We start from the raw sequence: 26995 nt of genomic DNA, 5'->3' as shown, positions 1-26995 counted from the left end.
GCTTATCCCCGGAAATCCGCGCTATTCCGCCGCCTGCTGCGTCTCCTGCTCGGGCGCGACCAGGCTGCGGGCGAGCGACTCCACCGGCGGCACCGCCTCGATCTCGCGATCGCCGGTCTCGATATTGAGATCGCGGAACTTGCGGCCGGTCACCAGCGCGCGCGTCTCCAGCGAACTGGCGAAGGCGTTGTAGTTGGTGACGGCACTGTTGAGCGCGGTGCCGACCTTGCGCATGTCGTTGGCGATCTTGGCGAGCCGTTCGTACATCTCCTTGCCGAGCGCACCGATCTGCCGCGCCTCGGCCGCCAGTTTCTCCTGTCGCCAGACACCCGCGACGGTGCGGGCGAGCGCCACGAGGTTGGTCGGCGCGGCGAGCAGCACGCGCTTCTGGAAGGCATAGTCCCACAAGCCCGGATCGGCGTCGGTCGCCGCGGAGAGAAAATGCTCGCCCGGCACGAACATGATGACGAATTCGGGCGCGTCCTCGAACTGGCTCCAATAGGCCTTGGCCGACAGCGCGGTGACATGCGCCTTCATCGCCGCGGCGTGGGCCTGAAGGAAACGCGCACGCTCGGCCTCATCGATCGCGGCATAGGCATCCTGATAGGCGTTGAGCGACACCTTGGCGTCGATCACGAGGCTCTTGCCGCCCGGCACGCGGATCACCGCATCGGGGCGCAGGCGGCCATCCTCGGTGGAGACGGACACCTCCATCTCGAAATCGGTATGCTCGGCGAGACCGCAAGTCTCCAGCACGTTGCGCAGCTGCTGCTCGCCCCAGCGCCCGCGCGCCTTGGGCGCCGCCCGCAGCGCGTTGACCAGCCGCGCCGCTTCGCCGCGCACCGCCTCCTGCCCCTCGCGCATCGCGCTGATCAGGCCGGTGAGGTTGCCATAGGCCTCGGTGCGCTCGCGCTCGATCTTGCCGACATTCTCCTCGTACCGCTTGAGCGTCGTCTCGACCGGCTTCAGCAGCGCCTTCAGCCGCTCGCCCGAGCGCTCGTCGGCCTGCGCGAACCGCTGGTCGGCGCGCTCGAGAAAGGCCTTCTGGGCCTCACCGAGGATCTTGCCGCCGATCTCGCTGAACTGGGCCGACAGCGCGTCCTTCGCCTCGCGCAACTCGGCCAGCCGCAGCTCGAACGCCTCGGCGCGCTGGCCGGCGGCGGCGCGTTCGGACGCGAGATCGCGCAACGCCGAATCGCGTTCCTTCGTCACTTCGTCGAGGGTGGTACGCAGCAAGGGCGCGGCGCTGGCCCGCTCCTCGGCGGCGGCCTTCGCCGTCTCCGCCGCGCGGCTACGCTCGTCGAGCCGATCGCGCTCCGCCTTCAGCGGCGCGACGCTGCGCGACGCCAGCAACCATCCGGCGATCAGGCCGACGACCAGCGTGATGCAGGCGATCAAAACAGCGACGACAGGCTCCACGCACCCCTCCGATTGGAACGAAGGGGGAACGTAACAGGCGAAATCCTACGGCGCAAGCGCGAGTTATGCGGCGCGCTTCTGCTTGCGCTGTTTCTCCAGCTTCTTCAGCAGCATATCCCGCTTCATGCGCGAGAGATGGTCGGTGAAGACGATGCCTTCGAGATGATCCATCTCGTGCTGCAGGCAGGTCGCGAGCAGCCCGTCGATCAGCTCGTCATGCGCCTTGCCGTCGCGATCGAGCCATTTCGCCCGCACCGTCGCCGGGCGCTCGACATCGGCATACTGATCCGGAATCGACAGGCAGCCCTCGGTATAGATGTTCAGATCGTCTGACGGATCGGAGAATTCCGGGTTGATGAACACGCGCGGGTTCTTCGGACCCGGCTCGTCGGACCCCTCGGCGCTCTCCTGCAGGTCGATCACCAGCAGGCGCAGCGGCACGCCGACCTGGATCGCGGCGAGGCCGATGCCCGGCGCGTCGTACATCGTCTCGAACATGTCGTCGATCAGCGTCTGCAGTTCGGCGTCGAACATCTCGACCGGCTTGGAGATCTGCCGCAGGCGCGGATCGGGGATTTCGATGATCGGAAGAATGGCCATGATGCGCAGCTATGTAGCACGACCGGCAAGGTCAAGCGAACCGTCTCGATCACGGTGATCGACGCGCGTGCGGGCTAGTCGATCGGCCGCCTCGCGCGCAACGCCTGCGCCAGCGTACCTTCGTCCAGATAGTCCAGCTCGCCGCCCACCGGCAGGCCATGGGCGAGGCGCGTCAGGCGGATCGGAAAACTCTCCAGCCGCTCGGCGATGTAGTGGGCGGTGGTCTGCCCCTCCAGCGTCGCGTTGGTGGCGAGCACCACCTCGTCGATCCCGCCACCCGAAACCCGCGCGACGAGCCGATCGACCGACAGATCCTCCGGCCGCACCCCCTCCAGCGCCGAAAGCCGGCCACCCAGCACATGGAAGCGCCCCGGAAACAGGCGCGAGCGCTCCAGTGCCCAGAGATCGGCCACCTCCTCCACCACGCAGAGCGAGCGCTGGTCGCGGCGCGGATCGGCGCAGATCGCGCACGGATCCGACGTATCGACATTGCCGCAGGTCGAGCAGGTGGAGAGCCGCTCGTTCACTGTCTCCAGCGCGCGCAGCAGCGGCGTCAGCGCCGTCTCGCGCTTCTTGAGCAGGTGGAGGACGGCGCGGCGGGCCGAACGCGGCCCCAATCCGGGGAGGCGGGCCAGCGCCTGGGTGAGCGCCTCGATTTCGGGGGAAGCCATGCGGACATGCATATGGGCTTGCGCTGGGGCTTGCCAAGCGCTTGAGGGGCAGGATGCGCATCGCCTTCATGGGAACGCCCGATTTCGCCGTGCCGACGCTCGATGCGTTGCATGGGGCCGGGCACGACATCGCCGCCGTCTATACCCAGCCGCCGAGGCGCGCCGGGCGGGGCAAGGCGGTGCAGCCCTCGCCGGTGCATAAGCGGGCCGAGGCGCTGGGGCTGGAGGTGCGCTCCCCACTCACGCTGCGCGATGCGGACGAACAGGCGGCGTTCGCGGCGCTCGGCCTCGATGTCGCGGTGGTGGCCGCTTACGGCCTGATCCTGCCGGTGCCTGTGCTGGAGGCGCCGAGGTTCGGCTGCCTCAACGTCCACGGCTCGCTGCTGCCGCGCTGGCGCGGCGCCGCGCCGGTGCAGCGCGCGATCCTCGCCGGGGACAGGGAGACAGGCGTCGGCATCATGCAGATGGAAAAGGGCCTCGATACCGGACCGGTGCGGTTGGAAGGGCGCACGCCGATCGACGGCAAGACGGCAGGCGATCTCACGAGCGAACTGGCGGAACTGGGCGCCCGGCTGATGGTGCAGGTGCTCGCCGAGCCGGACACCTATCCGCCCCAGGCCCAGCCCGACGAGGGCATCACCTATGCCGCCAAGATCGAGAAGGCCGAGGCGAAGATCGATTTCGGGCAGAGCGCGGAGGCGGTCGAACGGCAGGTGCGCGCGTTCAATCCCATGCCCGGAGCCTTCTTCGAGTTCGCCAGCGAGCGGATCCAGATCCTCGCCGCGACACCGGCAGACGGCACCGGAGACCCCGGCGAGGCGATCGATGACGCGCTGCTGATCGCCTGCGGCTCCGGCGCGATCCGTCCGCTGACGGTGAAGCGCGCCGGCCGGGGCGCCATGGCGGCATCCGAGCTGCTCCGCGGCTTCGCCATTCCGAAGGGCAGCGTGCTGGCGTGACCCGCTTCAAGCTGACGGTGGAATTCGACGGCCGCCCCTTCATGGGCTGGCAGCGGCAGGCACACGGGCCGAGCGTGCAGCAGGCGATCGAGGAAGCCGTCACCCTCGTCACCGGCGAGACCCAGGCCGTCCATGCCGCCGGGCGCACCGATGCCGGGGTCCACGCCACGGCCATGGCCGCGCATGTCGACATAGAGAAGCCGATCACCCCTTTCCGACTGATGGAGGCCCTGAATGCCCGGATGCGCCCCAATCCGGTAGCGATCGTCGCCTGCGAGGTGGTGGCGGACGACTGGCACGCCCGCTTCTCCTGCCTCGGCCGTCGCTACATCTACCGCATCGCCGAGCGCAGGGCGCCGCTGGTACTGGAGGCCGGCAAGGCGTGGCGGGTGGCACCGCCGCTCGATGCAGGGGCGATGCACGAGGCGGCGCAGCGGCTGGTGGGGCTGCATGACTTCACCACCTTCCGATCGGTCCACTGCCAGTCGGACAGCCCGGTCAAGACGCTCGACCGGCTCGACGTGCGACGCGTCGAGGGCGGCATCGCGATCGAGGCGGCGGCGCGCTCCTTCCTTCACCATCAGGTGCGATCGATGGTCGGATGCCTGGCGCTGGTCGGCCAGGGCAAGTGGTCGGCAGACGACGTGACCTCCGCGCTCGAGGCGAAGGACCGCGCCGAGCTGGGGTTGAACGCACCGCCGGACGGGCTGTATTTCGTGGAGGCGCTCTACCCCGCCTAGCGCGCGACGAGCGGAAGCTCTCGACAATGGGGATGCGAATGACAGGGAGCAGAGGATGACCGACGAACCAGACGCTTCGGTCGACGCCAAGATCGCCTCGCTCGGCGATTGGCGCGGCGAGGTGCTGTCCCGCCTTCGCGCATGGGTACGCGAGGCCGATCCCGACGTGATCGAAGAGATCAAGTGGCGCAAGCCGACCAATCCTCTGGGTGTCATAGCCTGGTCGCACGCCGGCATGATCGCCACCGGGGAAAGCTATCGGAACAAGCTGAAGGTGACCTTCGCGAAGGGTGCGGCGCTGACCGACAGCACCAGCCTGTTCAACGCCAGCCTGGATGGCGGCACGCGCCGCGCGATCGACATCGCGGAAGGCGAACCGATCGACGAGGAGGCGTTCAAGGCGATGATCCGCGCCGCGATCGCGCTCAACACCCAAAAGCGCTGAGGGTTACGCCCCGAACAGCCGCGTCAGCGACTTGTCGAGCATCAGCAGCTGCCACAGCAGGCGCCCGTGATCCGCGCGCCCGGTGCGGTGCTCGTTGGCGACGCGGCGAAGCTCGTCGGGACGGAACCAGCCCGTATTCGCCAGCGCCGCGCCACCCGCTATACGATCGGCCTCGCCGGCCAGCGGCCCGCGGAACCACGCCGAGATCGGCGTCACGAAGCCCATCTTGGGGCGATAGAGGATGTCCTCGGGCAGATAGCGGCGCATGGCATGCTTCATCAGCCACTTGCCCTGCCCACCGCGCAGCCGCATCGGCTGGGGCAGGCTCGCCTCGAAGGCGAGCAGCTTGTGATCGAGCAAAGGCTCGCGCGCTTCCAGGCTGACGGCCATGCTCATCCGGTCGACCTTGGTCAGGATGTCGCCCGGCATCCAGATCGTCATGTCGGCATATTGCGCGCGGCCGAGCCAGTCCGTGGCGGGTGCGTTGCGCATCGCCGTCTCGATCCGCGCCTCGGCCCGGTGCCCGCCGAGCGTGCGCGTTGCCTCGGGCGTGAACAGACGCGCGCGGATTTCGGGCGCGGTGAAGCCGATGGCGCGGGCATAGGCCTCCTCCGGCGATCGGGCAAGCGCCTCGAAGGTGGACTTGGCGCGCAAGGGGCGCGGCGCCCAGTCCGCCTTGGGGTAGGCCCGGCCGAGCGCGCCGAACACCCGCCCGCTCATCTGATTGCCGAGCAGGCCCCGCGCCCGGTTCTCGGCCACGAAGAAACGATGGCGGCGATACCCGCCGAGCGCCTCGTCCGCGCCGTCGCCGGACAGCGCCACCGTCACCCGCTCACGCGCCAGTTCGCACACCCGGTACATGGGCAATGCGGATGCGTCGGCGAAGGGCTCGTCGAAATGATGGACCAGCGTATCGATCAGCCCGAAATCGTCGGGCGACACGATCCGCTCGCGATGATGGGTGGCGAAACGTTCGGCAACGAGGCGGGCGTGGCTGGTCTCGTCGAGATCGGGCTGATCGAAGCCGATCGAGCAGGTCTCCACCGCCGAGCGGCTGGCCTCGGCCATCAACGCCACGACGCTGGACGAGTCCACTCCGCCCGACAGGAAGGCGCCGAGCGGCACGTCCGACACCATGCGCGATCGCACCGCCATCCGCATGTAATCGGTCAGCTGGTGTTCGAGATCCTTGACCGATCCCTTGGCATCGGCGGGGAAGCCCAAGTCCCACCAGCGCTGCGGCTCCGGCAGGCGATGGTTGCGCCGCAGCGTCATGTGGTGGCCGGCGGGCAGCTTCTTCACACCGGCTACGATGCAGGCGTCGTCCGGCACGTAGCCCAGGCCGAGGAAATCCTCGACCGCCGACAGATCGGGCGATCGACGCAGGCGCGGGTGCGCGAGCAGCGCCTTCAGCTCGGAACCGAACAGCACCGCCCCGTCGGGCAGCTCGGTGTAATAGAGCGGCTTCACCCCCAGCCGGTCGCGCGCCATGAACAGGCATTGCTGGTCCGCATCGAACAAGGCGAAGGCGAACATGCCGGTGAAGTGATCGAGGCAGGCCGGCCCCCAGCGCCGCCAGCCGTGCAGGATCACCTCGGTGTCGGACTGGGTGCGGAACTCGGCGCCCCACGTCTCCATGTCGACGCGCAGCTCGCGGTAATTGTAGATCTCGCCGTTGAACACGACGGTGAGCTTGCCGTCCGCCGAGTGCATCGGCTGTTGCCCGGTAGCGAGATCGATGATGGCGAGGCGGTTCTGCCCGAGTCCGACGCCGGGCGCGGTCCACACCCCTTCCCCGTCCGGCCCGCGATGGGCGAGCGCGCCGAGCATCTGCCTCACCCGCGCCGGATCGACCGGCTTGGGGGTTTCCAGATGGAAGATGCCGGCGATGCCGCACATGGACTCAGCGCACTCCCACCATATGATCGAGTGCCGGCTTTATGGGGCCGAGGCCGCCAAGGAAATGGTCGATCGCTGCGCGGCCGCCTTTCGTCTCGTCGGCGGAGACGAGATAGGCGGCGGCATATTGCGGGCCGCCGAGCAGCCGGCGCTTGAGCGTCTCGATTTTCACCCGCGCCGGGCTGCCGGTGATCATGCCGCCGACATCGTAGAAACTCACCACGATCCGCTCGCCCGGTCCCACCAGCCGCTCGGCACGGCCATCGGCCGGCGCCGGCAGGTCCGCGGTCCACGCCCACGGCCCATCGGGATCGACCGCGCCATGGCCGAAGCCGACCAGCGAGCGGCCATCGCCCTGCTGGTCGAAATAGGCGAGCACGACATCCACCTCCTGTCCCTGCGCGTTCCGGTAATGCGCGGCCGGGCCGTGTGCCCCGTCGAAGCGCGGGCGCCACGGCGTGCCCTTCGGATCGGAGACCTCCGTCCAGCCGCCGGGCGTCGCCAGCGCGATGTCGGGCGAGGTCGCGGCCGACCCCGTCGCGACGATTTCCCACGCGGGCGCCGCGAGCGACAAGGCCAGCGCGGCCACCGCCGCGACCGGCAGCGACCATGACGCGCGCTGCTTCGCCGCCTCGTCCGTCGCCCGCGCCAGATCGAAGGGCGGTGCATCGGCGGGACGATCGAAGAACTTCCAGCTCATCGCCAGCACCAGTGCGATCACGACGCCGAAGAACACCCAGCCGTAGACGACGTGATCGAACCCCTCGGCCGATTGCGCGCCGCGATATTGCGCGACCCAGATCGTCCCGAAGGCGCGCAGCCCGTTGGCGAGCACCGGCACCGCCACGCAGACGACCATGAACGCCGCGCGGCGCCACCAGCTTCGGAAACCCAGATTGGCGACCAGCGCGCCGAGCGCGATCATCGCGACCAGGAACTTGGCGCCCGAACAGGCCTCGGCCACCTTGAACAGCCCGGCAGGCGTCGCGATGAACACACCGTCGATGGTGGCGGGCACATGCACGATGGCGAGGAAGATCATGCAGAGCTTCGCCGTGATCGTCTGCAGCGGCGGGATCAGCCCGTCGCCCGCCGGCACGAGAAACAGCGCGTAGAAGAGCGGGAAGATCAACCCGGCCGTGACGCCCCGCCCCAATAGGGCGGCGACTGCGCCCTGCAGCATCATGACGAGCCCGAGCTGCCGCGCCAGCGACACGCCCGCCGCCTCGCCCACCAGCCAGCCGAGCCCGCCCAGCGCGATCCACAGCAGCGGCAGCGGCCAGCTCTTCGGTTCGATGGAGGCCAGCAACGGCGCGCGCTGCCAGACCAGCCAGGCGATGATCGGCACGATGACGAGGCAATGCTCGTAGGTGGAGCTGTTCCACCAGATCGAAGCCATCGCGGCGGCATCGCGGTGGAAGATGGCGAGGATCGCCAGTGCCAGCGCACCGAGCGCCGCGAGATGCGCGCGCCAGCCTTCGAGCGCCACACGGGGCGAAGCAGCGGGGAGCGCGGCCTCGCTCATATATGCTCCAGCATCGCGTCGAGCGGGGCCAGCCGCGCAGCCCAGGCATAGCGTGCCTCGACCCGCGCACGGGCAGCGCTACCGATCGCCTCGGCACGGCCCGGATCGGACAGCAGCGCGATCACCGCGTCCGCCTCCGCCTGCGGGCCATCGGCAACGATCAGGTCTCGGCCCGGCTCGGCGTCGATGCCGTCATACGCCTGGCGGCTGGCGACGACCGGGCGGCCCATTGCCATCGCTTCCAGCACCTTGTTCTGGATGCCGCGTGCGATCCGCAGTGGCGCTACCACCGCATCGGCCTCGACCAGCCACGGACGGACATCCGCCACCTCTCCGGTCACGTCGACGCCATGCCGTCCCGCCAGCGCGATGAGCGAAGCATCGGGCTTGCGACCGACGATGGCAAAGCGTGCATCGGAGAAGCGCGCGCGGATGCGCGGCATGGCATCGCGCGCGAAGCTGCCGGCTGCCTCGATGTTGGGCGGATAATCCATCTGACCGGTGAAGACGATCAGCGGCGCCTGCCCCATCGGATGCGGCGCCGGCCGATAGCCGTCGAGGTCGATGCCGTTCTCCAGCACCTGCACCTGTTCGTCGGAGAGCTTGGTCCGCGCCCGGAACAGCGTCGCCTCCGCCTCGCTCACGAAAAGAGAAACAACGGCACGGCGCGCGGTCTCGCGCTCGAAATGGAACAGCCGCCGCGCCTCGCGCTGCCACATCCAGCGCATCGGCGGTTTGGCGGCACGGCCATAGGCGGCGAACTTCTCCGAGTCCATGTCGACGAAATCCATCACGAACGGCCGGTCGGACGGCGCATATTGCGCCATCTGGCCGGAGAAGACGTAGACCTGCTCGATCAGTTCGTCGGCCAGCAGGCGATCGACGAAACCCGCCATGCCCTTATGCGCGAACGCCGTCACCGAAACCGACTTGTGCGTCGCCAGCGCCAGCGTCGCCGCCGCGCCACGCGAGCGGGTGCGCCGCTCGATATGCATCTTGGCGACCAGCGGTTTCAGGCCTTCCATCGCCGCGCGCTCGTCCGCCTCGTCGTCGGCGAAGGCGGCGAGATGGACGCGGTGGCGTTTCGCGAGATGCTTCAGGATGTTGTAGGAGCGGATCTTGTCGCCGCGATCGGGTGGATAGGGAACGCGGTGGGCGAGGAACAGCAAATCGCCCATCGCCTTACCCGAGTCCGCGCGCGATCGGCGGCCCCAGTCGGTTGGCGAGCCACAGCGGCAGCTTCTGCCACGCTTTGATCTTCGCCTGATATTTCGGATTGAGCGGGTTCACCTCGCGCGGGGCCTCGCCGTCGGCGGTGCGGATCGCGTATCCGAGCGGCTGCGGTTCGAAGCCCCAATTCTTCTTGTAGGCGAAGGCGCCGGTCTCGGGCTTCGATCGGCCGAAATCGAACGCCGTGCAGCCCCGCCCACGGGCATGGCGCATCAGCGCGAAATACATCAGCTCATTCGCCCGCAACTTCCGCGCCTCGAAGGTGCCGCCGCCCCAATACGGCATCACCGTCCCGTTGTGGTACAGGCTGAGGACGGAGGCAACCGGGCGGCCTTCGTCGCGGACGGTGAGGATGTCGGCATCCTCGCCGAACGCATCCATGACGGAGGCAAAGAGCTTCTGCGAGAAGACGGGCGTGCCGAGATTGCGGACGCTCTCCGCATAAACGGCGTAGTGCGCCCGGCGATCTTCGGCGCCGCGACCGACGGTTACCGTCATGCCGGCATCGAGCGCCTTGCGCACCTCAGCACGCTGCTTGCGCGGGATCGCCTTCAGCTGCGCGTCATCGTCCTGCTCAATGGGTCTAACGAAGCCCGCATAGCTTTCGAGCTTGTGGATCCAGCCCTCCCCCTCGGGCAGCGGGCCGCCGCGTAGTTCGAGGCTCGGGCAGTCGAGCTTTTCGGCGAGCGCCCAGCCCGCCTGCACCAGCGCGTCGGTCGCGGCCCGGTCGTCAGCCAGCACGCCGCCGCCGACCGCGAAGCCGCTCGACACCAGAGCCTTGCCGAACAGTATCGACTTCACCGCCGTCAGCGGCAGCACGCCGACGATCCGCCCGCCCCGCTCGGCAATAATCCAGTGGGTGCGCTGGCCGGTCCCCTTGGCGACGCCGTTCAGCCATGCCGGAAGGTGGAACGGCGTGCCCTCGGGATGCGCGCGGACATAGGCTGCGATAGCCGGCTCGTCGGCCTGCGTGCGGATGGTGACGGGAAACACTGCCTCGGCCGGGTTCATTGTTCGAGAGACTTGGGCCGCTGGCCCGCGACGACGCGATCCACGCGATCCCAGGCGAAATCCTTGAGCAGCCGCTCCAGCTTGCCCTCCATCGCAGAAAGGCGACTGTAGTGGCGCACCTTGGAGCGCAGAGGCGCGTTCCCCACGCGCGGCTGACCGGGATCGATCTCCCACGGGTGGAAGTAGAACACTGCCGGCCGTCCCGCCTCGCCGTTGACCTGCCGGATCGCCCAGCTGCTGAACTTGTAAGGCAGCAGCCGGAAGAAGCCGCCGCCGCCCGCCGCCAGCGTACGCTCACCCAGCCTCGCGGTGGTGACGGGCAGCTCGATCATCTCGCTCCCCTCCACCGGCTTCCAGACGAAGCGCGGGCTTTCGGGCCAGCCGTAATGATCGTGCTTCACCGGCGCCACCGACGAGGAATAGGCATAACCCTCTTCCGCCAGCACGGCGTGCGCCCACGGCGTGCGCTTGTCGATCGAGAAGCTCGGCGCGCGATAACCTGTGACGGGCGCGCCCGCCGCATCCTCGATCGCCGCCCTGGCGCGACGCAGATCGGCGCGAAACTGCTCGGCCGTCATCGTGAAGACGCGGTCGTGATCCCAGCCGTGGCTGGCTATCTCGTGCCCCTCGGCGACGATGCGGCGCATCTGCTCGGGCGCGCGTTCCGCCACCCAGCCGAGCGTGAAGAAAGTCGCCTTCACCCCCGCCCGCTGGAACAGGTCGAGCACCGCGTCGGTGTTGCGCTGGACGCGGCTTTCGAGGCGTGGCCAGTCGCCCTTGTCGATCACCTTCTCGAAGGCGCCGACCTGGAACCAGTCCTCGACATCGACGGAGAGCGCGTTGCGCATGGGGACGGAGAGCGCGTCGCGCATCACCGGGGCATCCTCGCTCAGCGGGCGTAATGCTGGTTGGCAGGTTCCTCGCGCTCTACCCAGTCGATCAGCAGGCCGAGCACGCGGCGGATCGCCGCCTCCTGCTCGTCCAGCCGCTCTTCCAGCTCGGCGATCCGATCCAGCAGCGCCGGATCCTGCGCGGTGACGATGCGGACGGGCGCGGCCTCGGTCGGCGGTGCGGCATCGGCGGCGCGACGGCGCGGCGGCGCGGCCACGGTGGCGCGCTCCTCGCCCTGATCGGCGGCGACCATGTCGACGGTCGCGCCGTCGATGCGGTTCAGCCCCTCGACCGATCCGTGCAGCAGCACGCGGCCCGCCAGCACGTTGAGCCGGCGCGGCACGCCGCCCGAATGTTTGTAGAGCGCGACCCAGGCATCCTCGGTGAAGGCGGGGTTGTTCTCCCAGCCGACCAGCTTCAGGCGATGCTGGATATAGGGCGCAATCTCCTCGGCCTCCATCGGGGTCAGATGGTGCGTGGCGATCACGCGCTGGCGCAGCTGCTCCAGATGCTGACTGGTCTCGAACCGCTCGCGGAATTCGGGCTGGCCGAGCAGGAAGATCTGCAGCAGCGATTGGCCGCCATTCTGGAAGTTGGAGAGCATACGCAGCTCTTCCAGCGCGGACAGCGGCAGGTTCTGCGCCTCGTCCACGATCAGCAGCGTCTGGCGCCCTTCGGCGGCGTGGAGACGCAGCGTGCGCTCGATCCGATCGAGCAGCTGCGCCTTGGCCAGACCTTCGGTCGCGAGGCCGAGCTGCTGGGCGGCGAGGCGCAGCATGTCCTCGCCCTCGACCTGCGTCGAGACGAGGCGGATGGCGTGAAGCCGCTGCGGATCGATCGAGGCCATCAGGTGGCCGACCAGCGTGGTCTTGCCCGCCCCGACGTCACCGGTGATGACGATGAAGCCCTCGCCCTGCGCAAGACCATAGCCCAGATAGGCCATGGCGGTGCGGTGCGTCTTGCTCTCGAACCAGAAACGCGCGTCCGGCGTGAGCTGGAAGGGGCGATCGCTGAAGCCGTAATGGCGGTCGTACATGCTGCCTTCCCTTACATCGTATAGCGGATCGAGACGAGGGCCGTGCCGATCACGTCGTTGTCGCGGTTGTCGCCGGCGCCGGACGAGGCGCTGACCGATGCGGTGCCCGAAAGGTGGCGGCCGAAATCCCGGTAATAGCTCACCGATCCGCCATAGACCCAGTAAGGCGAGGTATCGAACGCGTCGCTGTCATACCAGGCGGCAAGGCCGTTGAAGGCCACGCTGGAGCTGGCCGAGAGCTTGCGCACCGCGACCCCGTTGATCGTCACGCTCTGGTCGTTGGCGGCCGAGGCGCCGAAGATCTGGTCGCCATAGACCGGGGCCAGATAGTGGCGGTGATCGTAGCTGACGCTGAGGCCGTAGGTCCACAGGCCCCGCTGCGAGGACCAGTTCGCCCACACGCCGCGCGAACGATAGAAGTTCGAGCTGACCGAGGACAGCGCCGGCAGGCAGCCGCCCTGCCCGCCATTGGCGCCGAACACGCAGCCGGCCAGCGTCGTCGGGATCGGCGGCGCGAAGCTGTTGAAGCTGCTGGGCATCGCGCCGACCTCGCTGGTGAGCTGGCGGCCGAAGCTGGTCACGTCGTCATAGGCGACAACCTCGACCGCGCTCGATGCGTTGATCTGATGCTCGAACTTGCCGAACACCACGGTCTCGCCGTAGCGGCGGCCGCCATGCACCTCCAGCGAGGTGCGCGCGCTCGGCCGCCACAGCACGCCGACGTCCCAGATCAGGCCGTCCTGATCGTAGGTGAGCTGGCGCTTCTTGCTCTTGTCGGCCTGCAGGTGGCGGTCCTCGTCGAGCATCGCATTGCCCTGCGCGTCGGTCAGGATCTGGCGCGAGGTGGCGCGGTTCTTCTCCCAGCCCACGCCGCCCTCCAGCGCGACGGTATCGGACACCGGCATGGTCGCGTCGGCGCGTCCGAAGACGCTGTCCAGCCGCGCATCGAGGAAGTGGACCTGATCGCGGTTCGCGCCGCCCGACAACTTGAGACCGAAGGGCAGGCCGTACCCGCCCGGATCGGTGCCCGCCGAGGCATAGACGGAGTTGCTGATCGTGGTGAAATCGTTCTGCAGCACGGGCTGCCCCGGCCCCAGATCGAGGTCGCTGCCGCTGCCCGTCTTGGTCCAGCCGAAGCGGTAGTCGGCACTCACGCCGACGTCTCCGACACGCGTCGCGTAGCTCGGGCCGGCCTGCACCGCATAGATCTGCTGCGTGTTGCTGGTGTCGCCGAACACATAACCCGGCGCGCGGCGCCCGAAGCCGCCGCTCGCCCGCGTCGCGAGGCCCGCCGCGTCGAAGGAGAGCGACTGGGTCGGCTTGTAGGTGATCACACCCAGGCCCTGGTGGGTGTCGGTGTCCTGATATTTGTGCGACCAGGAGAAATAGTGATCGTAGCGATAGTCGATCTGGCCCTGCACGTGCGTGCCATCGAGAGTCGCGTCCACGCCGGCCGCGACACCGGTATAGGTCACCGCATCCTGATCGTGGCCGGTCAGGTCCGCCGTGAAGACCTGCTGGGCCTCGATATAGGGATGGATGGTGGTCCGCGCGCCCGCCGGTGCGGCGACGAGCGCCGGCAGCGTCAGCAGGGCGGCGGAAAGAGCGAGCCGCTTCATCCGTCGATTCCGTAATATTGGCCGAAGCGGCGGCTGGACCCGCCGAACTCAACGCCATTGAGGAGGAGCTGTGGCTTCGGGCAGGCCGACAGCAGCTCGAGCGCTTCACGCAACTCCGTCTCGCCGGTCTTTTCGGCGCGGACGACGAACAGCAACTGCCCGGCGTGCATCGCCAGCACCGACCCCGTCGAGGCGGCGAGCGCCGGCGAGGAATCGAACAGGATGATCCGGCGCGGATCACGTGACCGCAGCCGCTCAAGAATCTGCGTGGTACGGGCCGACGCGAGCAACTCGGTCGCCTCGTTGGTCTGGCGGCCGGCCGGCAGGACCGAGAGGCCCTGAATGTCGGTGCGGATGATGCAGCCCTCGACGTCCACCGACGGATCGGCAACCGCATCGATCAGGCCCGGCCCGCCCTCGAGGCCGAGGGTCGAAAGCACCTCCGGCTTGGCGACGTCGGCATCGACCAGCACCACCTCGACATCCTTCTCGGCGGCGAGGCTGAGCGCGAGGTTGATCGCACAGAAGGTCTTGCCCTCGTCGGGGCGCGCCGAGCAGACCAGGATGGTGCGGCCTTTCGGCGCATCGTCCATGCCGCGCAGCAGCTGGCGCTTCACGATACGGAATTCCTCCGCGATCGCGGTGGCGCCGCTGTCCGGCACGATGAACCCGCCTTCGCGCAGTTCCTCGATCGCGACCGTGCCGAAGCGCGGTGCGGCGGCAGCGCCGAAATCGACCGGCTGCGGGGCCACGGGCGCAAAAGAGACCGCCGCGCGCTGCTCGACCGGCCGGGGCGCAACCTCGGGCTGGCCGGTGCCGCGCAGCTTCTCGCCGAAATCGTAGACGCTCGCCGCCCGCTCGACGAGCGACGGACCGCGCGGCGCCTTGGGGCGGTCGCCGCCATTGGGATCGGGGGCGATCGGGCTGTGCTTGCTCATGCCATCGTCTCCCGTCACGCCATCAGCCCGCGCTGGACGAACTCGACCGCGAGCAGGAGCACGAACGCCCCCGCCAGCGCGCCGCCCGCCCCCGCGAACCACTTGAATTGCTGCGCCGCCTCGGCCTTCTGCTTCGCGCTGTGCACGAAGCTGACGGCACCCAGCACCGGCAGGCCGCTCGCCGCCGCCAGCGCGGTCGGCGTCGAGAAGCTGGACTGCATCTTGTGTTTGAGGAAGGCGACCGCCGCGCCGCCCAGCACCGCGACCAGCAGCACGCCGGTCAGCAGCAGCGGGCGCATCGGCTTGGCCGGCACCTTCGAGAAGCTCGGCGGCGCGATGACGCGGAACTGCACGCTGCCGTCGCTATTCTGCGCGTCGGCGCGCAGCTTGATCGCCTCGCGGTCCTGCAGCAGCTTGTCATATTGCTGCTGGAGCACGTCGTGATCGCGCGACAGCTTGGCCTGCTCGGCGGTGATTTCGGGCGCGCCGGCCTGCTTGGCGGCGAAAGTCGCGAGATCGGACTGGAGCTGGGCGCGACGGGTGGAAAGTGCGGCGAAGGTCGCCTGCTTGTCCGCCTGCAACGATCGCAGAGAGAGATAGGCCGGGTTGGGCTGGCTGCCCGCGCCGCCGCCGGTATCCGCCGCCGCAGCGCCGGAGATACGGGCGATCTGCTTCTTCAGCGAAATGACATCGGGATGCTGGTCGGTCCAGCCCTGCGCCTGGTCGGCGGCGAGCTGGCCCTGCAGCTGCGCGAGCTGCTGGCGCGGCCCGCCGACGGTGCCGGGAACGGCGACGCCGGGAATGGTCGCGGGCGTGCCGGCCATCTGGCCGTTCACCGCGGCCAGTGCCGCCTGCGCCGAGGCGAGCTGGGTCTCGACATCCTGCAGCTGGCCCTGCGCCGTCTGCATCCGGTCCGCGATGGAGCCGGTGCCGGGCAGCATCCCCATATATTTGGCCTCGAACGCCTGCTGCTTGTTCTCGGCATCCTGAAGCTGCGCGCCCCGCTGCGCGAGCTGCGCGTCGAGGAACTTGAGCGAACGCTGGGCCTCGTCGGCATTGCCGGCCGAATAGCTGGTGTAGAAGGCGTCGAGCAGCTTCTGCGTCACCGTCTGGGCGAGGTGCGCATTCTGCGAATCCGAATAGCCGCCGCCGGACAAGGCCACGCTGACATCGAACAGATCGTCCTGCGTGGACTTGATGCTGACGGCGTTGGCCAGGCGCGTCACCTCGTTGGCGAGGTCGCGCGGATTGCTGGCCTGGCGGGCGAGCGCCGGGGTCGACTTGATCACCCCCGTCAGGTTCTCGGACGAGGTCAGCGTCTGGCGGAAGCTGTCGATGTCCTGCTGCTGGTCGTTGGCGCTGATGCCCACGGCCTGCGGCAGGATCGACTGCGGCGTGATGTAGACGCGCGCGGTGCTCTGGTAGGTGTTGGGGATCAGCGAGACGGCGAGCCACCCCACCAATGCGATGGCCCACGCCACCGCCAGCGCCAGCCAGCGGCGGCGCCAGACGGCGTGGATGCCCACCCGGATCTCGTCGAGGATCGCCTGCATGTCTCTGCCTAAGCCTCGCTACCGGCCGCTTAGAACATGCTCTCGGGGATGATGATGACGTCACCCGGCTCGAGCTTCACGTTCGCGCGGACATCGCCGTGCTTCAGGAGCTTGGCGATCTGGACCGGATATTCCTTCTGCTTACCCGTCGCCTTGTCGAAGCGCACCAATTTGGCACGATCACCTGCCGCATATTGGGACAGTCCACCCACCGCGATCATGGCGTCGAGCAGCGTCATGTTGGCACGGTAAGGCAGGCTCGCCGGCTTGTCGGTTGCGCCGACGACGCGGACCTGCTGCGAGTAGGTGCCCTGGAAATTGTCGACCATCACCGAGACGAGCGGATCCTGCACGTACTTGGACAGCGCGGCCTTGATGTCCTCGCTGAGCTGCGCGGGCGTCTTGCCCACGGCGGGCAGGTCCGCGATCAGCGGCGTGGTGATGCGGCCGTCGGGACGCACCTGCACCTTGCCGCCCAGTTCCGGATTGCGCCATACGAAGATGGTGAGCTGGTCCATCGGGCCGATGACATACGCCTCGCCCGGCTCTTCCTGCGTCGACACGAAGTTGGCGGGCGGCAGCGGTGGACCGCCGGCCCCCGATGCGCAGCCCGTCACGACACTGCACAGCATCGCCGCCAGTACCGTCTTCGAAGCGCCCTCGAACCGCATGACCTAAATCCCCTTCATTCGCCGCGAAGGGACGTGCGCCGAGGCCTTCGGCACACGCATTCGCGGGTCTTCCGATCGTCGGCCTACGCTGTGAGAGGTTATTTTTACGTTAGGATAACAGCGCTTTCGGGGGAAATCGTGATTTCGTGGGGAGCCGGGTGGCCGAGGAAGGCGGCGGGCGAGGCGGTGGCGCCATAGGCCCCGGCGAGGAACACCGCGATGACGTCACCCGCGTCCGCGCGGGGCAGCATGGCATCGTCGGCCAGCCGATCAAGCGGGGTGCAGAGGCAACCGACGACACTCGCCTCCTCCTCCGGCTCGGCGCCGAATTTCGTCGCGACAGCGACGGGATAGTTGCGGCGGACGACTGTGCCGAAATTGCCCGAGGCGGCAAGCTGATGGTGCAACCCGCCATCGGTGACGAGGAAGACCTTGCCGTGGCTCTCCTTCCGGTCGACCACGCGGGCGAGATAGACGCCCGCCTCCGCGACCAGCCAGCGTCCGAGCTCGATCGCATAACGCGATGCCTCGTCCCCGACCTGCTCGGCCAGCGCGGCGCCGATTACCTCTACGTCGAGCGCGACGTCACCCGCGAAATACGGCACGCCGAAGCCACCGCCGAGATTGACCAGTGGAGCGCGCGTCCCCGTCTCCTGGTCTATGACGCGGGCGAGCGCGACGCTGTTGGCCTGCGTCTCGATGATGGCGTCACGATCGAGCGACTGGGAGCCGGCGAAGATATGCAGGCCGCGATAATCCGCCCCGGCATCCACAATGCGCCGTACCAGCGCCGGCACCCGCGCCTGATCCACGCCGAACGGCTTGGCGCCGCCGCCCATCCGCATCCCCGATCCGCGCAACTCGAACTCCGGGTTGATGCGGACGGCGAGCCGCGGCGGCAGCCCCAGCGCCTCGCCGATCGACAGCGCGCGGTCCGCCTCGTGTTCCGATTCGAGGTTGATCGTGGCGCCGGCGCGGATCGCCGCCTCCAGCTCGCGTGCTTTCTTGGCCGGTCCGGCGAAGCTGATGCGATCGGCCGCCATCCCCGCATCGATCGCGCGCGCCAGTTCGCCGTCCGAAGCGACATCGAAGCCATCGACCATCCGCGCCATAGCCGCGACCAATGGCGCGAACGGATTGGCCTTGATCGCATAGTGGATCTCCAGCCCCGCCGGCATCGCCGCGCGCAGCTGCTCGACGCGCCGCGCGACCATGCCGAGATCGTAGGCAAACAGCGGCGTATCGCCGGCCTGCCCGATCAATGCGGTGACGTCATGACCGCCGATCAGCAGGCGCCCTTCGGCGTCGGCATCATAACCGGGCGGGATCGGGCCGAGCGGCTTCATGCGCCATGCTCCTTCGCGATAGCAGCACGATCGAGCTTGCCGTTGGGGTTTCGGGGCAGTGCGTCCACCCAGATCACCTCGCGCGGTTGCTGGAAGGTGGGAAGCTCGGCCTTGAAGTGAGCGGCCAGCCTGGCTTCGTCGCCCGATCCGCGCACCACCAGCCGGATCGCCTGCCCCAGCCGCTCGTCCGGCACACCAAGCGCCACCGCCTCCGCCACCGCGCCGCTGGCGATCGCCGCCTCCTCGATCTCGGTCGGGCTGACGCGGTTGCCGGAAACCTTGATCATCTCGTCATCGCGTCCGACGAAGCGCAAAAGCCCCTCAGCGTCCCGCACCACCGTATCGCCGGACCAGACGGCGGTGCCGCCGTAGCGCGATCCCGCCGGCGCCGGCCGGTAGCGCAGTGCCGTCCGCTCCGGATCACGCCAATAGCCCTGCCCGACCAGCGGCCCGGCATGGACCAGTTCACCTCGCTCGTCGTCACCGGCCAGCGCACCATCGGGCCGGACTGCCATCACCTCGGCGAACGGAATGGCGCGCCCGATCGATTCGGGATGCGCATCGACCAGCGTCGGATCGAGGCGGGTCGAGCGGAAGGCTTCGGTCAGGCCGTACATCAATGTCAGGCTGGCCTGCGGGAACAGTCCGCGCAAGCGGCGCACCAGCGGCACCGGCATCCGCCCGCCCGTCGCGGAGAGAATACGCAGCGTGTCGCCCGCCCCGTCCGCCCACTTCGCCTCGGACAATTGCAGCCAGAGCGGCGGCACCCCCGCCAGCGTGGTGACATGATACCGCGCCACCGCGCGCACGACATCATTGGCCACCAGATAATCAAGCGGCACCACAGAGGCGCCCGCCGCCCAGGTCGACAGCAACTGGTTCAGCCCGGCGTCGAAGCTGAGCGGCAGCACCGCGAGCGTCCGGTCCTGCGGTTCGACGCGCAGATAATGCGCCACCGCGACCGCGCCGAGCCACAGATTGGCGTGGCTCAGCATCACGCCCTTGGGTCGGCCGGTCGAACCCGAGGTGTAGAGCAAGGCCGCCAGCGCATCGGTGTCGCCGTCGGACGGCGGCAGCGGCGCGGGATAATCGAGCAAGCCCTCCTCGCTCGACAAGGCGCAATCCTCCGGCAGATCGCCCGGCGCCAGAAGCGTCGCGCGCGCCGGCTGGGTAATCAGCAGCCGCGCACCGCTATCGGCGAGGATGTGCGCCACCTGCGCGCGCTTGAGCAGCGGATTGACCGGCACATGCACCAGCCCGGCTCGCGCGCACGCCAGCGCCAGCAGGCAGGCGGTCCGCGTCTTGGGGAGCCAGCTCGCGATCCGCTCGCCCGGCGCGGCGCGATCCGCAAGATGCGCCGCGAGCGCGCCGACCGCATGATCAAGGCCGGCGAAATCCAGTTCTCCCTCGCGGTCGATCAGCGCCACATCGGCCGGCCGTCCGCACAGCGTCAGCCGATCGAGCCTTTGCGGCAGCGCTTCCAGCCCATCCCATTCGCTCGCCGCTTGCAATTCCATCCCCCGCCGCGCCACAGATTGCGCGTGGGGATAGCGCGATGACCGTCTCGGTGGAATGGCTGGATGACTGGGATGCGATCGCCGCCCGCGCCGGCGACGCGCTCGATCGCACGCGCCGGCCGATCCTGTTCGACCGGCTGGACTGGTATCGCCTGATGGGAACGCACCTCCATCCGGAGACGCCGCCCGCTGTTCTGCACGCGGACGGCGGCTGGCTGTTCCTCGTCGGCGACGGGCCGGGCCGGGCGGTGGCGCTCTCCAAATGGTACGGCCTCGCGTGGCGGCCGATCATCGACGAGCCGGCCGCGCTCGCTGCTATGCTCGTGGACGCGGGCCGTCGCTACAGCCGCCTCATCCTGAATCCGCTAGATTTGGCCGAGGCGAACCGGCTCGACGCCGCCCTGAAGCATGCGGGCTGGCGGGCGTTCACCGATCGTGTGTCCACAAACTGGACGATCGACGTGACGGGCAAGACCTTCGCCGAGTTCTGGCGCGAGCGGCCCGGTCAGCTCCGCAACACGACCGCGCGGCGGATGAAGCGTCATCCGCTCGCCATCACGATCCATCGCCGGTTCGATGCCTCCGCCTGGGCCGATTACGAGGCGATCTATGCCGACAGCTGGAAGCCGTCCGAAGGATCGATGCCCTTCCTGCGCGCGCTGGCCGAGCAGGAAGGGGCCGCCGGCACGCTCCGGCTCGGCATCGCGAAGGACGGGCGGGGCCGGGCCATTGCGGCGCAGCTCTGGCTTATCGAGAACGGCACGGCGACGATCCACAAGCTGGCGCACCGCGAAGGCGCGAAGGAGATTTCGCCCGGCACGATCCTCAGCCACGCCATGTTCCGCGCCGCGATCGACGAGGATCGGGTCACACGCATCGACTTCGGCCTCGGCGACGAACCCTACAAGGCCGAGTGGATGGACACACCCAACCCGATCTACCGGATCGACGCCTATCGGCCCGACAGTCTGCGCGGCCTCGCCGGCATCGGGCGTGAGCGCGCGGCGCGGCTTGTCCGCCGGTTCCGGGGCGGCTAGGCGGTCTGGCGATGAGCATAGAGGACCAATTGCGCGCGATCCTGCGCGACGTGCTGGGGCTGGACGCCGCGCGCGCCGATGCGATCGACACCTCCACCCCCCTGTTCGGCGCGATGCCCGAACTCGATTCGATGGCGGTTGCCGGCCTGCTCACCGAGATCGAGGACCGGCTGCACATCCTGATCGAGGATGATGAGGTAGGCGGCGAGATGCTGGAAACGTTCGGCGGGCTGGTCGCCTTCGTGAAGGCCAAGCGCGGCGAATGAGCCAGCGCGGCCCGCGCATCCACGAGTATGCGGGCGGTGAGTTCATGCTCGCATATGGTGAGACAAACGGCCCACAACTACTTGTTCTGCAACCTCTGTTCGAGGAAATGAACAGATGCCGGCTGCTGATCGCGAGCGTCTGCCGGACACTCGCCCATAACGGCATCGGCTGCTGGCTTCCCGACCTGCCGGGCACCGGCGAAAGCCCGCGCGGGCTGGAAACGATCCGCTGGCAGGAATGGCAGTCAGCGGTGCAGGCAGCGGCGGCCGTCGTCGAAGGCGAGACCGGGCGACACCCGGCCGTCGCGGCGTTTCGCGGCGGAGCGTTGCTCGATCGTGCCCTGGCTGTCCCGGCATGGCGGCTGGCGCCGACGAGCGGTCGTTCGCTGCTCAGCGACCTGCGCCGAAGCGCCATCGCCAGTGGCAGCGATCCGGCGCATCCCGCTGGCTACACCTTGTCCCCCGATCTCGCCGAGGCTCTCGCTGCCGCGGATACCGAGGCATCACCCGTCGTACGGACGGTTCGTCTCGCAGCCGATGATCGGCCGGCCGAGGCGCGGATCGAGGGGCATCCGCTCTGGCGCCGCCCCGAACCGGATTTCGACACCGCGACCGCCGAGGCAATCGCGCGTGACATTGCCGATTGGATAAAGGCTTGAGGCGGATTGTTGCGTTGCCGTGCGAGGGCGAAACGCTGCTCGCCACACTCGATGGCCCCGAAGATGCGCGCATCGGCTGGATCTTCGTGGTCGGCGGGAGACAGACACGGGTCGGTCCGCATCGCCTCTATGAACGACTGGCGGCCCGCTTGTCCGAAACGGGACAGGCCGTGATACGCTTCGAACGCCGGGGCGTGGGAGACAGTAGCGGCATCGACCTGGGCTATCTGGACAGCGGAGCGGACGCAGCAGCAGCTCTGGCCGCGCTCAAGGACAACTTTCCCGATATTTCCCAGGTTCTTGGTTTCGGCCTTTGCGACGGCGCTTCAGCGATTGCGCTCGTCCTGCCCCGGCTGTCCGGCGCGGTGCTGGCGAATCCGTGGGTGGTCGATCCGGTGGACGATCTGCCGCCCGCCGCCGCGATCCGGGGCCATTACCGGCAACGTCTGCGCGATCCTCAGGCGTGGATGCGGCTGCTGCGGGGCGGCGTGGATCTCGGCAAGCTCTGGCGGGGCCTCCGCCGATCGGGACGTCGCGACGACGACAGTCTCGCCCGGCGCGTAGCCGATGGTCTGCCGCCGAAAACGCGCATCGTGCTCGCCGATGGCGACGGCACCGCCCAGGCTTTTGCCGCCGCTTGGCGCCGCCTAAAGGACAAACCAGCAGCGGAGATCGTCTCCATCCCCACCGCCAGCCACAGCTTCGCCGACCCGCCAGCGTTCGAGGCGCTGGCGCGGACCCTGATCGATTATTCGGCGGCGACCGCTTCCTCGGCCTCGAAGTCCGCCTCGGCCAGATAACGCTCGGCATCGAGCGCGGCCATGCAGCCGGTGCCCGCCGCCGTGATCGCCTGGCGGTAGATCTTGTCCATCACGTCGCCGCACGCGAACACGCCCGGCACGGAGGTACGCGTCGTGCCCGGCTCGACCTTGATGTAATGGTCCTCGTCGAGCGCCAGATGCCCTTCGAACAGCTCGGTCGCGGGGTGGTGGCCGATCGCAACGAAGCCGCCATGCACGTCGAGCGTGCTCGTCTCGCCGGTCTGCGTATCCTTCAGGTTCAGCGCGACGAGGCCTTCATTGCCCTCGCCGCCGACGAACTCCTCGACCTCGGTGTTCCACAGCACCTTGATGCCGTGATGCTTGAACAGTCGCTCCTGCAGGATCTTCTCGGCGCGCAGCGAATCGCGGCGGTGGATCAGGGTGACGTCATGGCTGTGATTGGTGAGGTACAGGGCCTCCTCGACGGCCGTGTTGCCGCCGCCGATCACCGCCACCTTCTTGCCACGGAAGAAGAAGCCGTCGCAGGTCGCGCAGGCGGAGACGCCCTGCCCACGCAGCTTCTGCTCGCTTTCGAGGCCCAGCCACTTGGCCTGCGCGCCGGTGGCGATCACCAGCGTATCACCGAGATAGACATGGCCGCCGTCGCCGACGAGGCGGAACGGGCGCTGGGTGAGATCGACCTCGACGATCGTGTCCCACATCATCTGCGCGCCGACATGCTCGGCCTGCGCCTGCATCTCCTCCATCAGCCACGGCCCCTGGATGACCTCGCGGAAACCCGGATAATTCTCGACATCGGTGGTGGTGGTGAGCTGTCCGCCCGGCTGGATGCCCTGCACGACGATCGGCGCCATCCCCGCCCGTGCGCCGTAGATGGCGGCCGAGAGACCGGCTGGGCCGGAACCGAGGATGAGCATACGGGTGGAATGGGTGGCGGTCATTGCAAGCCTTCGTATCGGGATTTGATCGTGAGATAGGGTGTCGATGCCGGTCAGCGCAACCGCGGTATTTCCGATCACTCAGATCGCCGGGGATATTGACGGTGGTAGCGGAGGAGGGACTTGAACCCCCGACACGCGGATTATGATTCCGCTGCTCTAACCAGCTGAGCTACTCCGCCCCGCCGTCCTTCGAGGGGCGCGTCGCCGCCTCGGAAGCGCGGCCTATAGGGGCGTGCGCCGGGCTGGTCAACAGGATGTCGCAATGGTCCGGAACCGGGGCGCCCAAGCGTCGTTTCGCCGAAAAGCCGGATCGTTGACTCAAGGAAAACCGATGGACCTCGCAACCCCACTCGACATCATCTGCCGCATCATCGTCCGCTCGCGCGAGGTGGAGGCCCAGGTGCCCGGCATCGATCCCGACAATGACGATCCGGTCGATGATTCGGACGACGAGCGCGACGTGCTGGAGGACGAGCTGGACGAGACGGCGGTCGACGAACTGCGCACCGCCATCGACGATCTCGCCGAAGACCAGCAGATCGAACTGCTGGCGCTCGCACTGGTCGGACAGGGCACCTACGATGCTTCGGAATGGGAGGATGCGCTGGAGGAGGCCGGCGACGACGGCGCGGAGCCGGCGATCGACCTCCTGATGGACATGCCCACCCTGTCCGAAAATCTCGAAGCCGGGCTTGCCGCGTTCGATCTCAGCTGCGAGGGCGTGGGCCAGATCGACTGAGATCAGCCCGCGAAGCGATAGCGGGCGATCCGCTCCCACGGTCCGCCGCGATAATGGTGCGTCGCCAGCCCCGTCAGCACGAGCGGACGTGGCTGGACGAATTCGGGGCACAGGGCGGCGTGCAGCGCCCTCGCGACCGATGGCTCGACCTTGTTCTGAAGGGTGACGTGCGGGCGCCAGCCAGCGGCGTCCTGCGGAGTGAGCGATCCTGCGAAGATGTCGGCGAGGTCGGCTCTCAGCGCCTCCAGCGGGGCGCAACGCACCCGTAGTGCGACGCCGCGCCCCAGCAGCATCGGTTCGCCGATGGTCGCAGACGGCCGCGCCATTTCGCGCATCGCCGCCTTCAGCCGCGTATCGAGCTCGGCCAGGAGGGCCGGCGGCAGATGATGGAACAGCGTGAGGTGCGCCGGCAGGACGTTGCGTTCGACCGGAAAGTGCGCGCGGCGCAGGCGATCGAGCCAGGCGGAATCCGCCTTGCCGAACTCGGCCGCGACGATGACCGGCGCGACCTCGCCCGCCATCGCCCCTAGATCTCGACCTGGCTGCCCAGCTCCACCACGCGGTTCGAGGGGAGCTTGAAGAATTCCATCGCGCTTTCCGCATTACGCAGCATCCAGGCGAACAACTTCTCGCGCCACACCCACATTCCGGGTCGAGACGAGGCGATCAGCGTCTGGCGGGCGAGGAAGAAGCTGGTGTCCATCATCCGGAGCGGCGCGCCGATGCCCTGCACGTTGGAGAGTGCGGCAGGCACGTCCGGCTCCTGCATGAAGCCGTAATGGACGACCATGCGGTAGAAGCCCTGCCCGAACTCCTTCACCTGCGTGCGATAGGCCTGGCTGACATAGGGGACATCCTCGATGCGGACGGTAAGCAGGATCACGCGCTCGTGCAGCACCTTGTTGTGCTTGAGGTTGTGGAGCAACGCGTGCGGCACGCCGTCGCGCGCGGTCGTCATGAATACGGCGGTTCCGGGCACGCGTTCGGCCGAATTGGCGGCGGATTTCACGAACACCTGCACGGGCATCGCCACTTCGTTGAGGCGCTTGAGCATCAGCTCACGCCCCTTCGCCCAGGTGGTAAGCAGGGTGAAGGCGATGAAGCCGATCAGCAGCGGGAACCAGCCGCCGTCGGGCACCTTGGTGAGATTGGCCGAGAAATAGGCGAGATCGACCAGCAGGAAGAGCAGGATCAGCACGCCCGCCCCGGCCTTGTTCCACTTCCACAGCGAGAAGAGCAGGGTCGCCAGCAGCAGCGTGTCGATCAGCATCGCGCCCGTCACCGCGATGCCGTAGGCGGCGGCGAGGTTGGTGGAGGTCTTGAAGCCCAGCACCAGCAGGATCACCATCACCATCAGCGTCCAGTTGATCACCGGGATGTAGATCTGACCGGCGGCGGCGGCGGACGTGTGGGTGATGCGCAGGCGAGGGATGAAGCCGAGCTGGATCGCCTGCTGCGTGACCGAGAACGCGCCCGAGATCACAGCCTGCGAGGCGATCACCGTCGCCATCGTGGCGAGGATGACGAGCGGCAGGCGGAACTCGTCCGGCGCCAGCAGGAAGAAGGGCGACTTGATGATCTCCATCGCGTCGGCGGGCGTCGCCGACAGGATCATCGCGCCCTGCCCCAGATAATTGAGCATCAGCGCCGGCAGCACGAACACCAGCCACGACAGCCGGATCGGCTGGCGACCGAAATGGCCCATGTCGGCATAAAGCGCCTCGGCACCGGTCACCGCCAGCACGACCGATCCCATGGCGAGGAAGGCACGCAGCGGCTCGTGCGCGAAGAAGGCCAGCGCGTGCATCGGGTTCAGCGACCACAGCACGCCCGGCATTGCGACGAGATTGACGAGGCCGAGCACCGCCAGCACCGCGAAATAGAGCAGCATGATCGGGCCGAACAGCACGCCGATCCGCGCCGTGCCGCGCGCCTGCAGCATGAACAGGCCGATCAGGATGCCGATCGCGATCGGGATGACGAACTCGCCCATCCCGCTCTCGACGACGGTGAGACCTTCCACCGCCGACAGCACCGAGATGGCCGGGGTGATCATCGAATCGCCGAAGAACAGCGCGGTGGCGAACACGCCGAGCAGGACGAGGCCCTTGGTCCAGCGCTTCTCGCCCTTGAGCGAACGCGAGACGAGCGCCAGCAGCGCGAGGCTCCCGCCTTCGCCCTTGTTGTCGGCGCGCATGATGATGGAGACGTATTTCAGCGTCACCACCACCATCATCGACCAGAAGATCAGGCTGAGCACGCCCATCACGTGCGGCGCGTCGGGCAGCAGCTTGTGATGGCCGGCGAAGGTTTCGCGGAAGGCGTAGATCGGGCTGGTGCCGATATCGCCGAACACCACGCCGATCGCGCCGATCGACAGCTTGAGCAGGCTCTCGCCCGCGTGCGGCTGATGCTCCTGCGGGATCAACGACTGGTCGCCGGGCTTCGGCGGCATGGCCGGATCCGGAGCCTGTGCCTGCGGATCGTTCATCGGCTGGTCA

Annotated in this window: 26 protein-coding genes and 1 tRNA gene; 8 read left to right on the top strand and 19 right to left on the bottom strand. The window is 68.2% G+C overall.

From position 1 onward, the window contains the following. Window positions 1-21 precede the first annotated feature (21 nt). The 3 genes from rmuC to recR form a co-directional block, all read right to left on the bottom strand. On the bottom strand, window positions 22-1419 hold the full coding sequence (gene rmuC, locus QGN17_RS04235) for a DNA recombination protein RmuC (protein ID WP_281043266.1): 1398 nt from the start codon (window positions 1417-1419) through the stop codon (window positions 22-24). Window positions 1420-1482: 63 nt separating this feature from the next. Further along, window positions 1483-2019, bottom strand: a complete 537-nt coding sequence (gene def, locus QGN17_RS04230; RefSeq protein ID WP_281043265.1) for a peptide deformylase — start codon at window positions 2017-2019, stop codon at window positions 1483-1485. Between the two features lie 74 nt (window positions 2020-2093). Beyond that, on the bottom strand, window positions 2094-2690 hold the full coding sequence (gene recR / locus QGN17_RS04225; RefSeq protein ID WP_281043264.1) for a recombination mediator RecR: 597 nt from the start codon (window positions 2688-2690) through the stop codon (window positions 2094-2096). A 53-nt stretch (window positions 2691-2743) separates the two neighbouring features. Here recR and fmt point away from each other — a divergent pair, with 53 nt between their 5' ends. Genes fmt through QGN17_RS04210 form a run of 3 tightly spaced genes read left to right on the top strand, consistent with a single transcriptional unit; the run spans window position 2744 to window position 4834 of the window. Next, a complete protein-coding gene (gene fmt / locus QGN17_RS04220) occupies window positions 2744-3649 on the top strand; it encodes a methionyl-tRNA formyltransferase (RefSeq protein WP_281043263.1) in 906 nt (301 codons plus the stop codon). Next, a complete protein-coding gene (truA, locus tag QGN17_RS04215; RefSeq protein WP_281043262.1) occupies window positions 3646-4389 on the top strand; it encodes a tRNA pseudouridine(38-40) synthase TruA in 744 nt (247 codons plus the stop codon). The genes fmt and truA overlap by 4 nt, the downstream gene beginning before the upstream one ends. Window positions 4390-4444: 55 nt before the next feature. Next, window positions 4445-4834, top strand: coding sequence for a DUF1801 domain-containing protein (locus QGN17_RS04210; RefSeq protein ID WP_281043261.1), 390 nt, complete (start codon window positions 4445-4447; stop codon window positions 4832-4834). A 3-nt stretch (window positions 4835-4837) separates the two neighbouring features. Here the strand turns inward: QGN17_RS04210 and QGN17_RS04205 are convergent, their stop codons facing one another. The 12 genes from QGN17_RS04205 to QGN17_RS04150 form a co-directional block, all read right to left on the bottom strand. Further along, complete coding sequence (locus QGN17_RS04205) at window positions 4838-6733, bottom strand: XrtA/PEP-CTERM system amidotransferase (protein WP_281043260.1); 1896 nt, start codon at window positions 6731-6733, stop codon at window positions 4838-4840. Between the two features lie 4 nt (window positions 6734-6737). Beyond that, the gene (gene xrtA / locus QGN17_RS04200; RefSeq protein WP_281043259.1) at window positions 6738-8258 is read right to left on the bottom strand and encodes an exosortase A; all 1521 of its coding nucleotides are present in this window, start codon (window positions 8256-8258) and stop codon (window positions 6738-6740) included. Continuing rightward, on the bottom strand, window positions 8255-9436 hold the full coding sequence (locus tag QGN17_RS04195; RefSeq protein ID WP_281043258.1) for a TIGR03087 family PEP-CTERM/XrtA system glycosyltransferase: 1182 nt from the start codon (window positions 9434-9436) through the stop codon (window positions 8255-8257). Before QGN17_RS04195 ends, xrtA begins: the two co-directional genes overlap by 4 nt. Window positions 9437-9440: 4 nt before the next feature. Then, entirely contained in the window at window positions 9441-10499 is a 1059-nt protein-coding gene (locus QGN17_RS04190; RefSeq protein WP_281043257.1) for a FemAB family XrtA/PEP-CTERM system-associated protein, read from the bottom strand. Continuing rightward, window positions 10496-11347: an XrtA system polysaccharide deacetylase gene (locus tag QGN17_RS04185; protein WP_281045134.1), complete on the bottom strand. Its 852-nt coding sequence runs from the start codon at window positions 11345-11347 to the stop codon at window positions 10496-10498. Before QGN17_RS04185 ends, QGN17_RS04190 begins: the two co-directional genes overlap by 4 nt. Window positions 11348-11388: 41 nt before the next feature. Further along, window positions 11389-12426, bottom strand: a complete 1038-nt coding sequence (locus QGN17_RS04180; protein WP_281043256.1) for an XrtA/PEP-CTERM system-associated ATPase — start codon at window positions 12424-12426, stop codon at window positions 11389-11391. Window positions 12427-12437: 11 nt separating this feature from the next. Continuing rightward, window positions 12438-14045, bottom strand: a complete 1608-nt coding sequence (locus tag QGN17_RS04175; RefSeq protein ID WP_281043255.1) for a hypothetical protein — start codon at window positions 14043-14045, stop codon at window positions 12438-12440. Beyond that, window positions 14042-14983, bottom strand: coding sequence for an AAA family ATPase (locus QGN17_RS04170; RefSeq protein WP_281043254.1), 942 nt, complete (start codon window positions 14981-14983; stop codon window positions 14042-14044). Before QGN17_RS04170 ends, QGN17_RS04175 begins: the two co-directional genes overlap by 4 nt. Before the next feature lie 14 nt (window positions 14984-14997). Beyond that, window positions 14998-16536, bottom strand: a complete 1539-nt coding sequence (locus tag QGN17_RS04165) for an XrtA system polysaccharide chain length determinant (RefSeq protein WP_281043253.1) — start codon at window positions 16534-16536, stop codon at window positions 14998-15000. A 29-nt stretch (window positions 16537-16565) separates the two neighbouring features. Next, a complete protein-coding gene (locus tag QGN17_RS04160) occupies window positions 16566-17207 on the bottom strand; it encodes an XrtA/PEP-CTERM system exopolysaccharide export protein (protein WP_281043252.1) in 642 nt (213 codons plus the stop codon). A gap of 104 nt (window positions 17208-17311) precedes the next feature. Next, complete coding sequence (locus tag QGN17_RS04155) at window positions 17312-18553, bottom strand: pyridoxal-dependent decarboxylase, exosortase A system-associated (RefSeq protein ID WP_281043251.1); 1242 nt, start codon at window positions 18551-18553, stop codon at window positions 17312-17314. Next, window positions 18550-20070 carry an acyl-CoA ligase (AMP-forming), exosortase A system-associated gene (locus QGN17_RS04150; protein ID WP_281043250.1) on the bottom strand — a complete coding sequence of 507 codons (1521 nt, stop codon included), beginning with the start codon at window positions 20068-20070 and terminating at the stop codon, window positions 18550-18552. The genes QGN17_RS04155 and QGN17_RS04150 overlap by 4 nt, the downstream gene beginning before the upstream one ends. A 38-nt stretch (window positions 20071-20108) precedes the next feature. On the opposite strand from QGN17_RS04150, the gene QGN17_RS04145 reads away from it, so the two are divergent. Genes QGN17_RS04145 through QGN17_RS04130 form a run of 4 tightly spaced genes read left to right on the top strand, consistent with a single transcriptional unit; the run spans window position 20109 to window position 22832 of the window. Then, window positions 20109-21107 carry a GNAT family N-acetyltransferase gene (locus tag QGN17_RS04145; RefSeq protein ID WP_281043249.1) on the top strand — a complete coding sequence of 333 codons (999 nt, stop codon included), beginning with the start codon at window positions 20109-20111 and terminating at the stop codon, window positions 21105-21107. An 11-nt stretch (window positions 21108-21118) separates the two neighbouring features. Beyond that, the gene (locus QGN17_RS04140) at window positions 21119-21373 is read left to right on the top strand and encodes an acyl carrier protein (protein WP_281043248.1); all 255 of its coding nucleotides are present in this window, start codon (window positions 21119-21121) and stop codon (window positions 21371-21373) included. After that, the gene (locus QGN17_RS04135) at window positions 21370-22032 is read left to right on the top strand and encodes a hypothetical protein (RefSeq protein ID WP_281043247.1); all 663 of its coding nucleotides are present in this window, start codon (window positions 21370-21372) and stop codon (window positions 22030-22032) included. Before QGN17_RS04140 ends, QGN17_RS04135 begins: the two co-directional genes overlap by 4 nt. Further along, window positions 22017-22832, top strand: coding sequence for a hydrolase 1, exosortase A system-associated (locus QGN17_RS04130; RefSeq protein ID WP_281043246.1), 816 nt, complete (start codon window positions 22017-22019; stop codon window positions 22830-22832). The genes QGN17_RS04135 and QGN17_RS04130 overlap by 16 nt, the downstream gene beginning before the upstream one ends. On the opposite strand, the gene trxB is transcribed toward QGN17_RS04130, so the two are convergent. After that, window positions 22781-23755 carry a thioredoxin-disulfide reductase gene (trxB, locus tag QGN17_RS04125; protein ID WP_022688505.1) on the bottom strand — a complete coding sequence of 325 codons (975 nt, stop codon included), beginning with the start codon at window positions 23753-23755 and terminating at the stop codon, window positions 22781-22783. The genes QGN17_RS04130 and trxB overlap by 52 nt on opposite strands. Before the next feature lie 102 nt (window positions 23756-23857). Further along, window positions 23858-23934: transfer RNA gene (locus tag QGN17_RS04120), tRNA-Met, on the bottom strand. A gap of 152 nt (window positions 23935-24086) precedes the next feature. On the opposite strand from QGN17_RS04120, the gene QGN17_RS04115 reads away from it, so the two are divergent. Continuing rightward, window positions 24087-24494: a DUF3775 domain-containing protein gene (locus tag QGN17_RS04115; RefSeq protein ID WP_281043245.1), complete on the top strand. Its 408-nt coding sequence runs from the start codon at window positions 24087-24089 to the stop codon at window positions 24492-24494. A 2-nt stretch (window positions 24495-24496) separates the two neighbouring features. Here QGN17_RS04115 and QGN17_RS04110 read toward each other — a convergent pair whose 3' ends face one another. Next, window positions 24497-25015 (bottom strand): 2'-5' RNA ligase family protein, encoded by a 519-nt coding sequence (locus QGN17_RS04110; protein WP_281043244.1) that lies wholly within the window; start codon window positions 25013-25015, stop codon window positions 24497-24499. A gap of 5 nt (window positions 25016-25020) precedes the next feature. After that, on the bottom strand, window positions 25021-26949 hold the full coding sequence (locus tag QGN17_RS04105; RefSeq protein ID WP_390902676.1) for a potassium transporter Kup: 1929 nt from the start codon (window positions 26947-26949) through the stop codon (window positions 25021-25023). Window positions 26950-26995: the final 46 nt, after the last annotated feature.

Source organism: Sphingomonas oryzagri (assembly GCF_029906645.1).
GTDB classification, from domain to species: domain Bacteria; phylum Pseudomonadota; class Alphaproteobacteria; order Sphingomonadales; family Sphingomonadaceae; genus Solisphingomonas; species Solisphingomonas oryzagri.
The sequence above is the reverse complement of the archived record's forward strand: the minus strand, read 5'-3'. Positions and strand labels throughout refer to the sequence as shown.

What these genes read in the sequence shown, in the direction of transcription:
- QGN17_RS04180 (WP_281043256.1), bottom strand. Translation starts at nt 12,426, where the DNA reads ATGTACGACCGCCATTACGGCTTCAGCGATCGCCCCTTCCAGCTCACG.
- QGN17_RS04210 (WP_281043261.1), top strand. Translation starts at nt 4,445, where the DNA reads ATGACCGACGAACCAGACGCTTCGGTCGACGCCAAGATCGCCTCGCTC.
- xrtA (WP_281043259.1), bottom strand. Translation starts at nt 8,258, where the DNA reads ATGAGCGAGGCCGCGCTCCCCGCTGCTTCGCCCCGTGTGGCGCTCGAA.
- QGN17_RS04105 (WP_390902676.1), bottom strand. Translation starts at nt 26,949, where the DNA reads ATGCCGCCGAAGCCCGGCGACCAGTCGTTGATCCCGCAGGAGCATCAG.
- trxB (WP_022688505.1), bottom strand. Translation starts at nt 23,755, where the DNA reads ATGACCGCCACCCATTCCACCCGTATGCTCATCCTCGGTTCCGGCCCA.
- QGN17_RS04145 (WP_281043249.1), top strand. Translation starts at nt 20,109, where the DNA reads ATGACCGTCTCGGTGGAATGGCTGGATGACTGGGATGCGATCGCCGCC.
- QGN17_RS04140 (WP_281043248.1), top strand. Translation starts at nt 21,119, where the DNA reads ATGAGCATAGAGGACCAATTGCGCGCGATCCTGCGCGACGTGCTGGGG.
- fmt (WP_281043263.1), top strand. Translation starts at nt 2,744, where the DNA reads ATGCGCATCGCCTTCATGGGAACGCCCGATTTCGCCGTGCCGACGCTC.
- QGN17_RS04165 (WP_281043253.1), bottom strand. Translation starts at nt 16,536, where the DNA reads ATGCAGGCGATCCTCGACGAGATCCGGGTGGGCATCCACGCCGTCTGG.
- recR (WP_281043264.1), bottom strand. Translation starts at nt 2,690, where the DNA reads ATGGCTTCCCCCGAAATCGAGGCGCTCACCCAGGCGCTGGCCCGCCTC.
- QGN17_RS04185 (WP_281045134.1), bottom strand. Translation starts at nt 11,347, where the DNA reads ATGCGCAACGCGCTCTCCGTCGATGTCGAGGACTGGTTCCAGGTCGGC.
- QGN17_RS04195 (WP_281043258.1), bottom strand. Translation starts at nt 9,436, where the DNA reads ATGGGCGATTTGCTGTTCCTCGCCCACCGCGTTCCCTATCCACCCGAT.
- QGN17_RS04110 (WP_281043244.1), bottom strand. Translation starts at nt 25,015, where the DNA reads ATGGCGGGCGAGGTCGCGCCGGTCATCGTCGCGGCCGAGTTCGGCAAG.
- QGN17_RS04205 (WP_281043260.1), bottom strand. Translation starts at nt 6,733, where the DNA reads ATGTGCGGCATCGCCGGCATCTTCCATCTGGAAACCCCCAAGCCGGTC.
- QGN17_RS04135 (WP_281043247.1), top strand. Translation starts at nt 21,370, where the DNA reads ATGAGCCAGCGCGGCCCGCGCATCCACGAGTATGCGGGCGGTGAGTTC.
- QGN17_RS04150 (WP_281043250.1), bottom strand. Translation starts at nt 20,070, where the DNA reads ATGGAATTGCAAGCGGCGAGCGAATGGGATGGGCTGGAAGCGCTGCCG.
- QGN17_RS04155 (WP_281043251.1), bottom strand. Translation starts at nt 18,553, where the DNA reads ATGAAGCCGCTCGGCCCGATCCCGCCCGGTTATGATGCCGACGCCGAA.
- def (WP_281043265.1), bottom strand. Translation starts at nt 2,019, where the DNA reads ATGGCCATTCTTCCGATCATCGAAATCCCCGATCCGCGCCTGCGGCAG.
- QGN17_RS04115 (WP_281043245.1), top strand. Translation starts at nt 24,087, where the DNA reads ATGGACCTCGCAACCCCACTCGACATCATCTGCCGCATCATCGTCCGC.
- QGN17_RS04190 (WP_281043257.1), bottom strand. Translation starts at nt 10,499, where the DNA reads ATGAACCCGGCCGAGGCAGTGTTTCCCGTCACCATCCGCACGCAGGCC.
- QGN17_RS04160 (WP_281043252.1), bottom strand. Translation starts at nt 17,207, where the DNA reads ATGCGGTTCGAGGGCGCTTCGAAGACGGTACTGGCGGCGATGCTGTGC.
- QGN17_RS04175 (WP_281043255.1), bottom strand. Translation starts at nt 14,045, where the DNA reads ATGAAGCGGCTCGCTCTTTCCGCCGCCCTGCTGACGCTGCCGGCGCTC.
- QGN17_RS04170 (WP_281043254.1), bottom strand. Translation starts at nt 14,983, where the DNA reads ATGAGCAAGCACAGCCCGATCGCCCCCGATCCCAATGGCGGCGACCGC.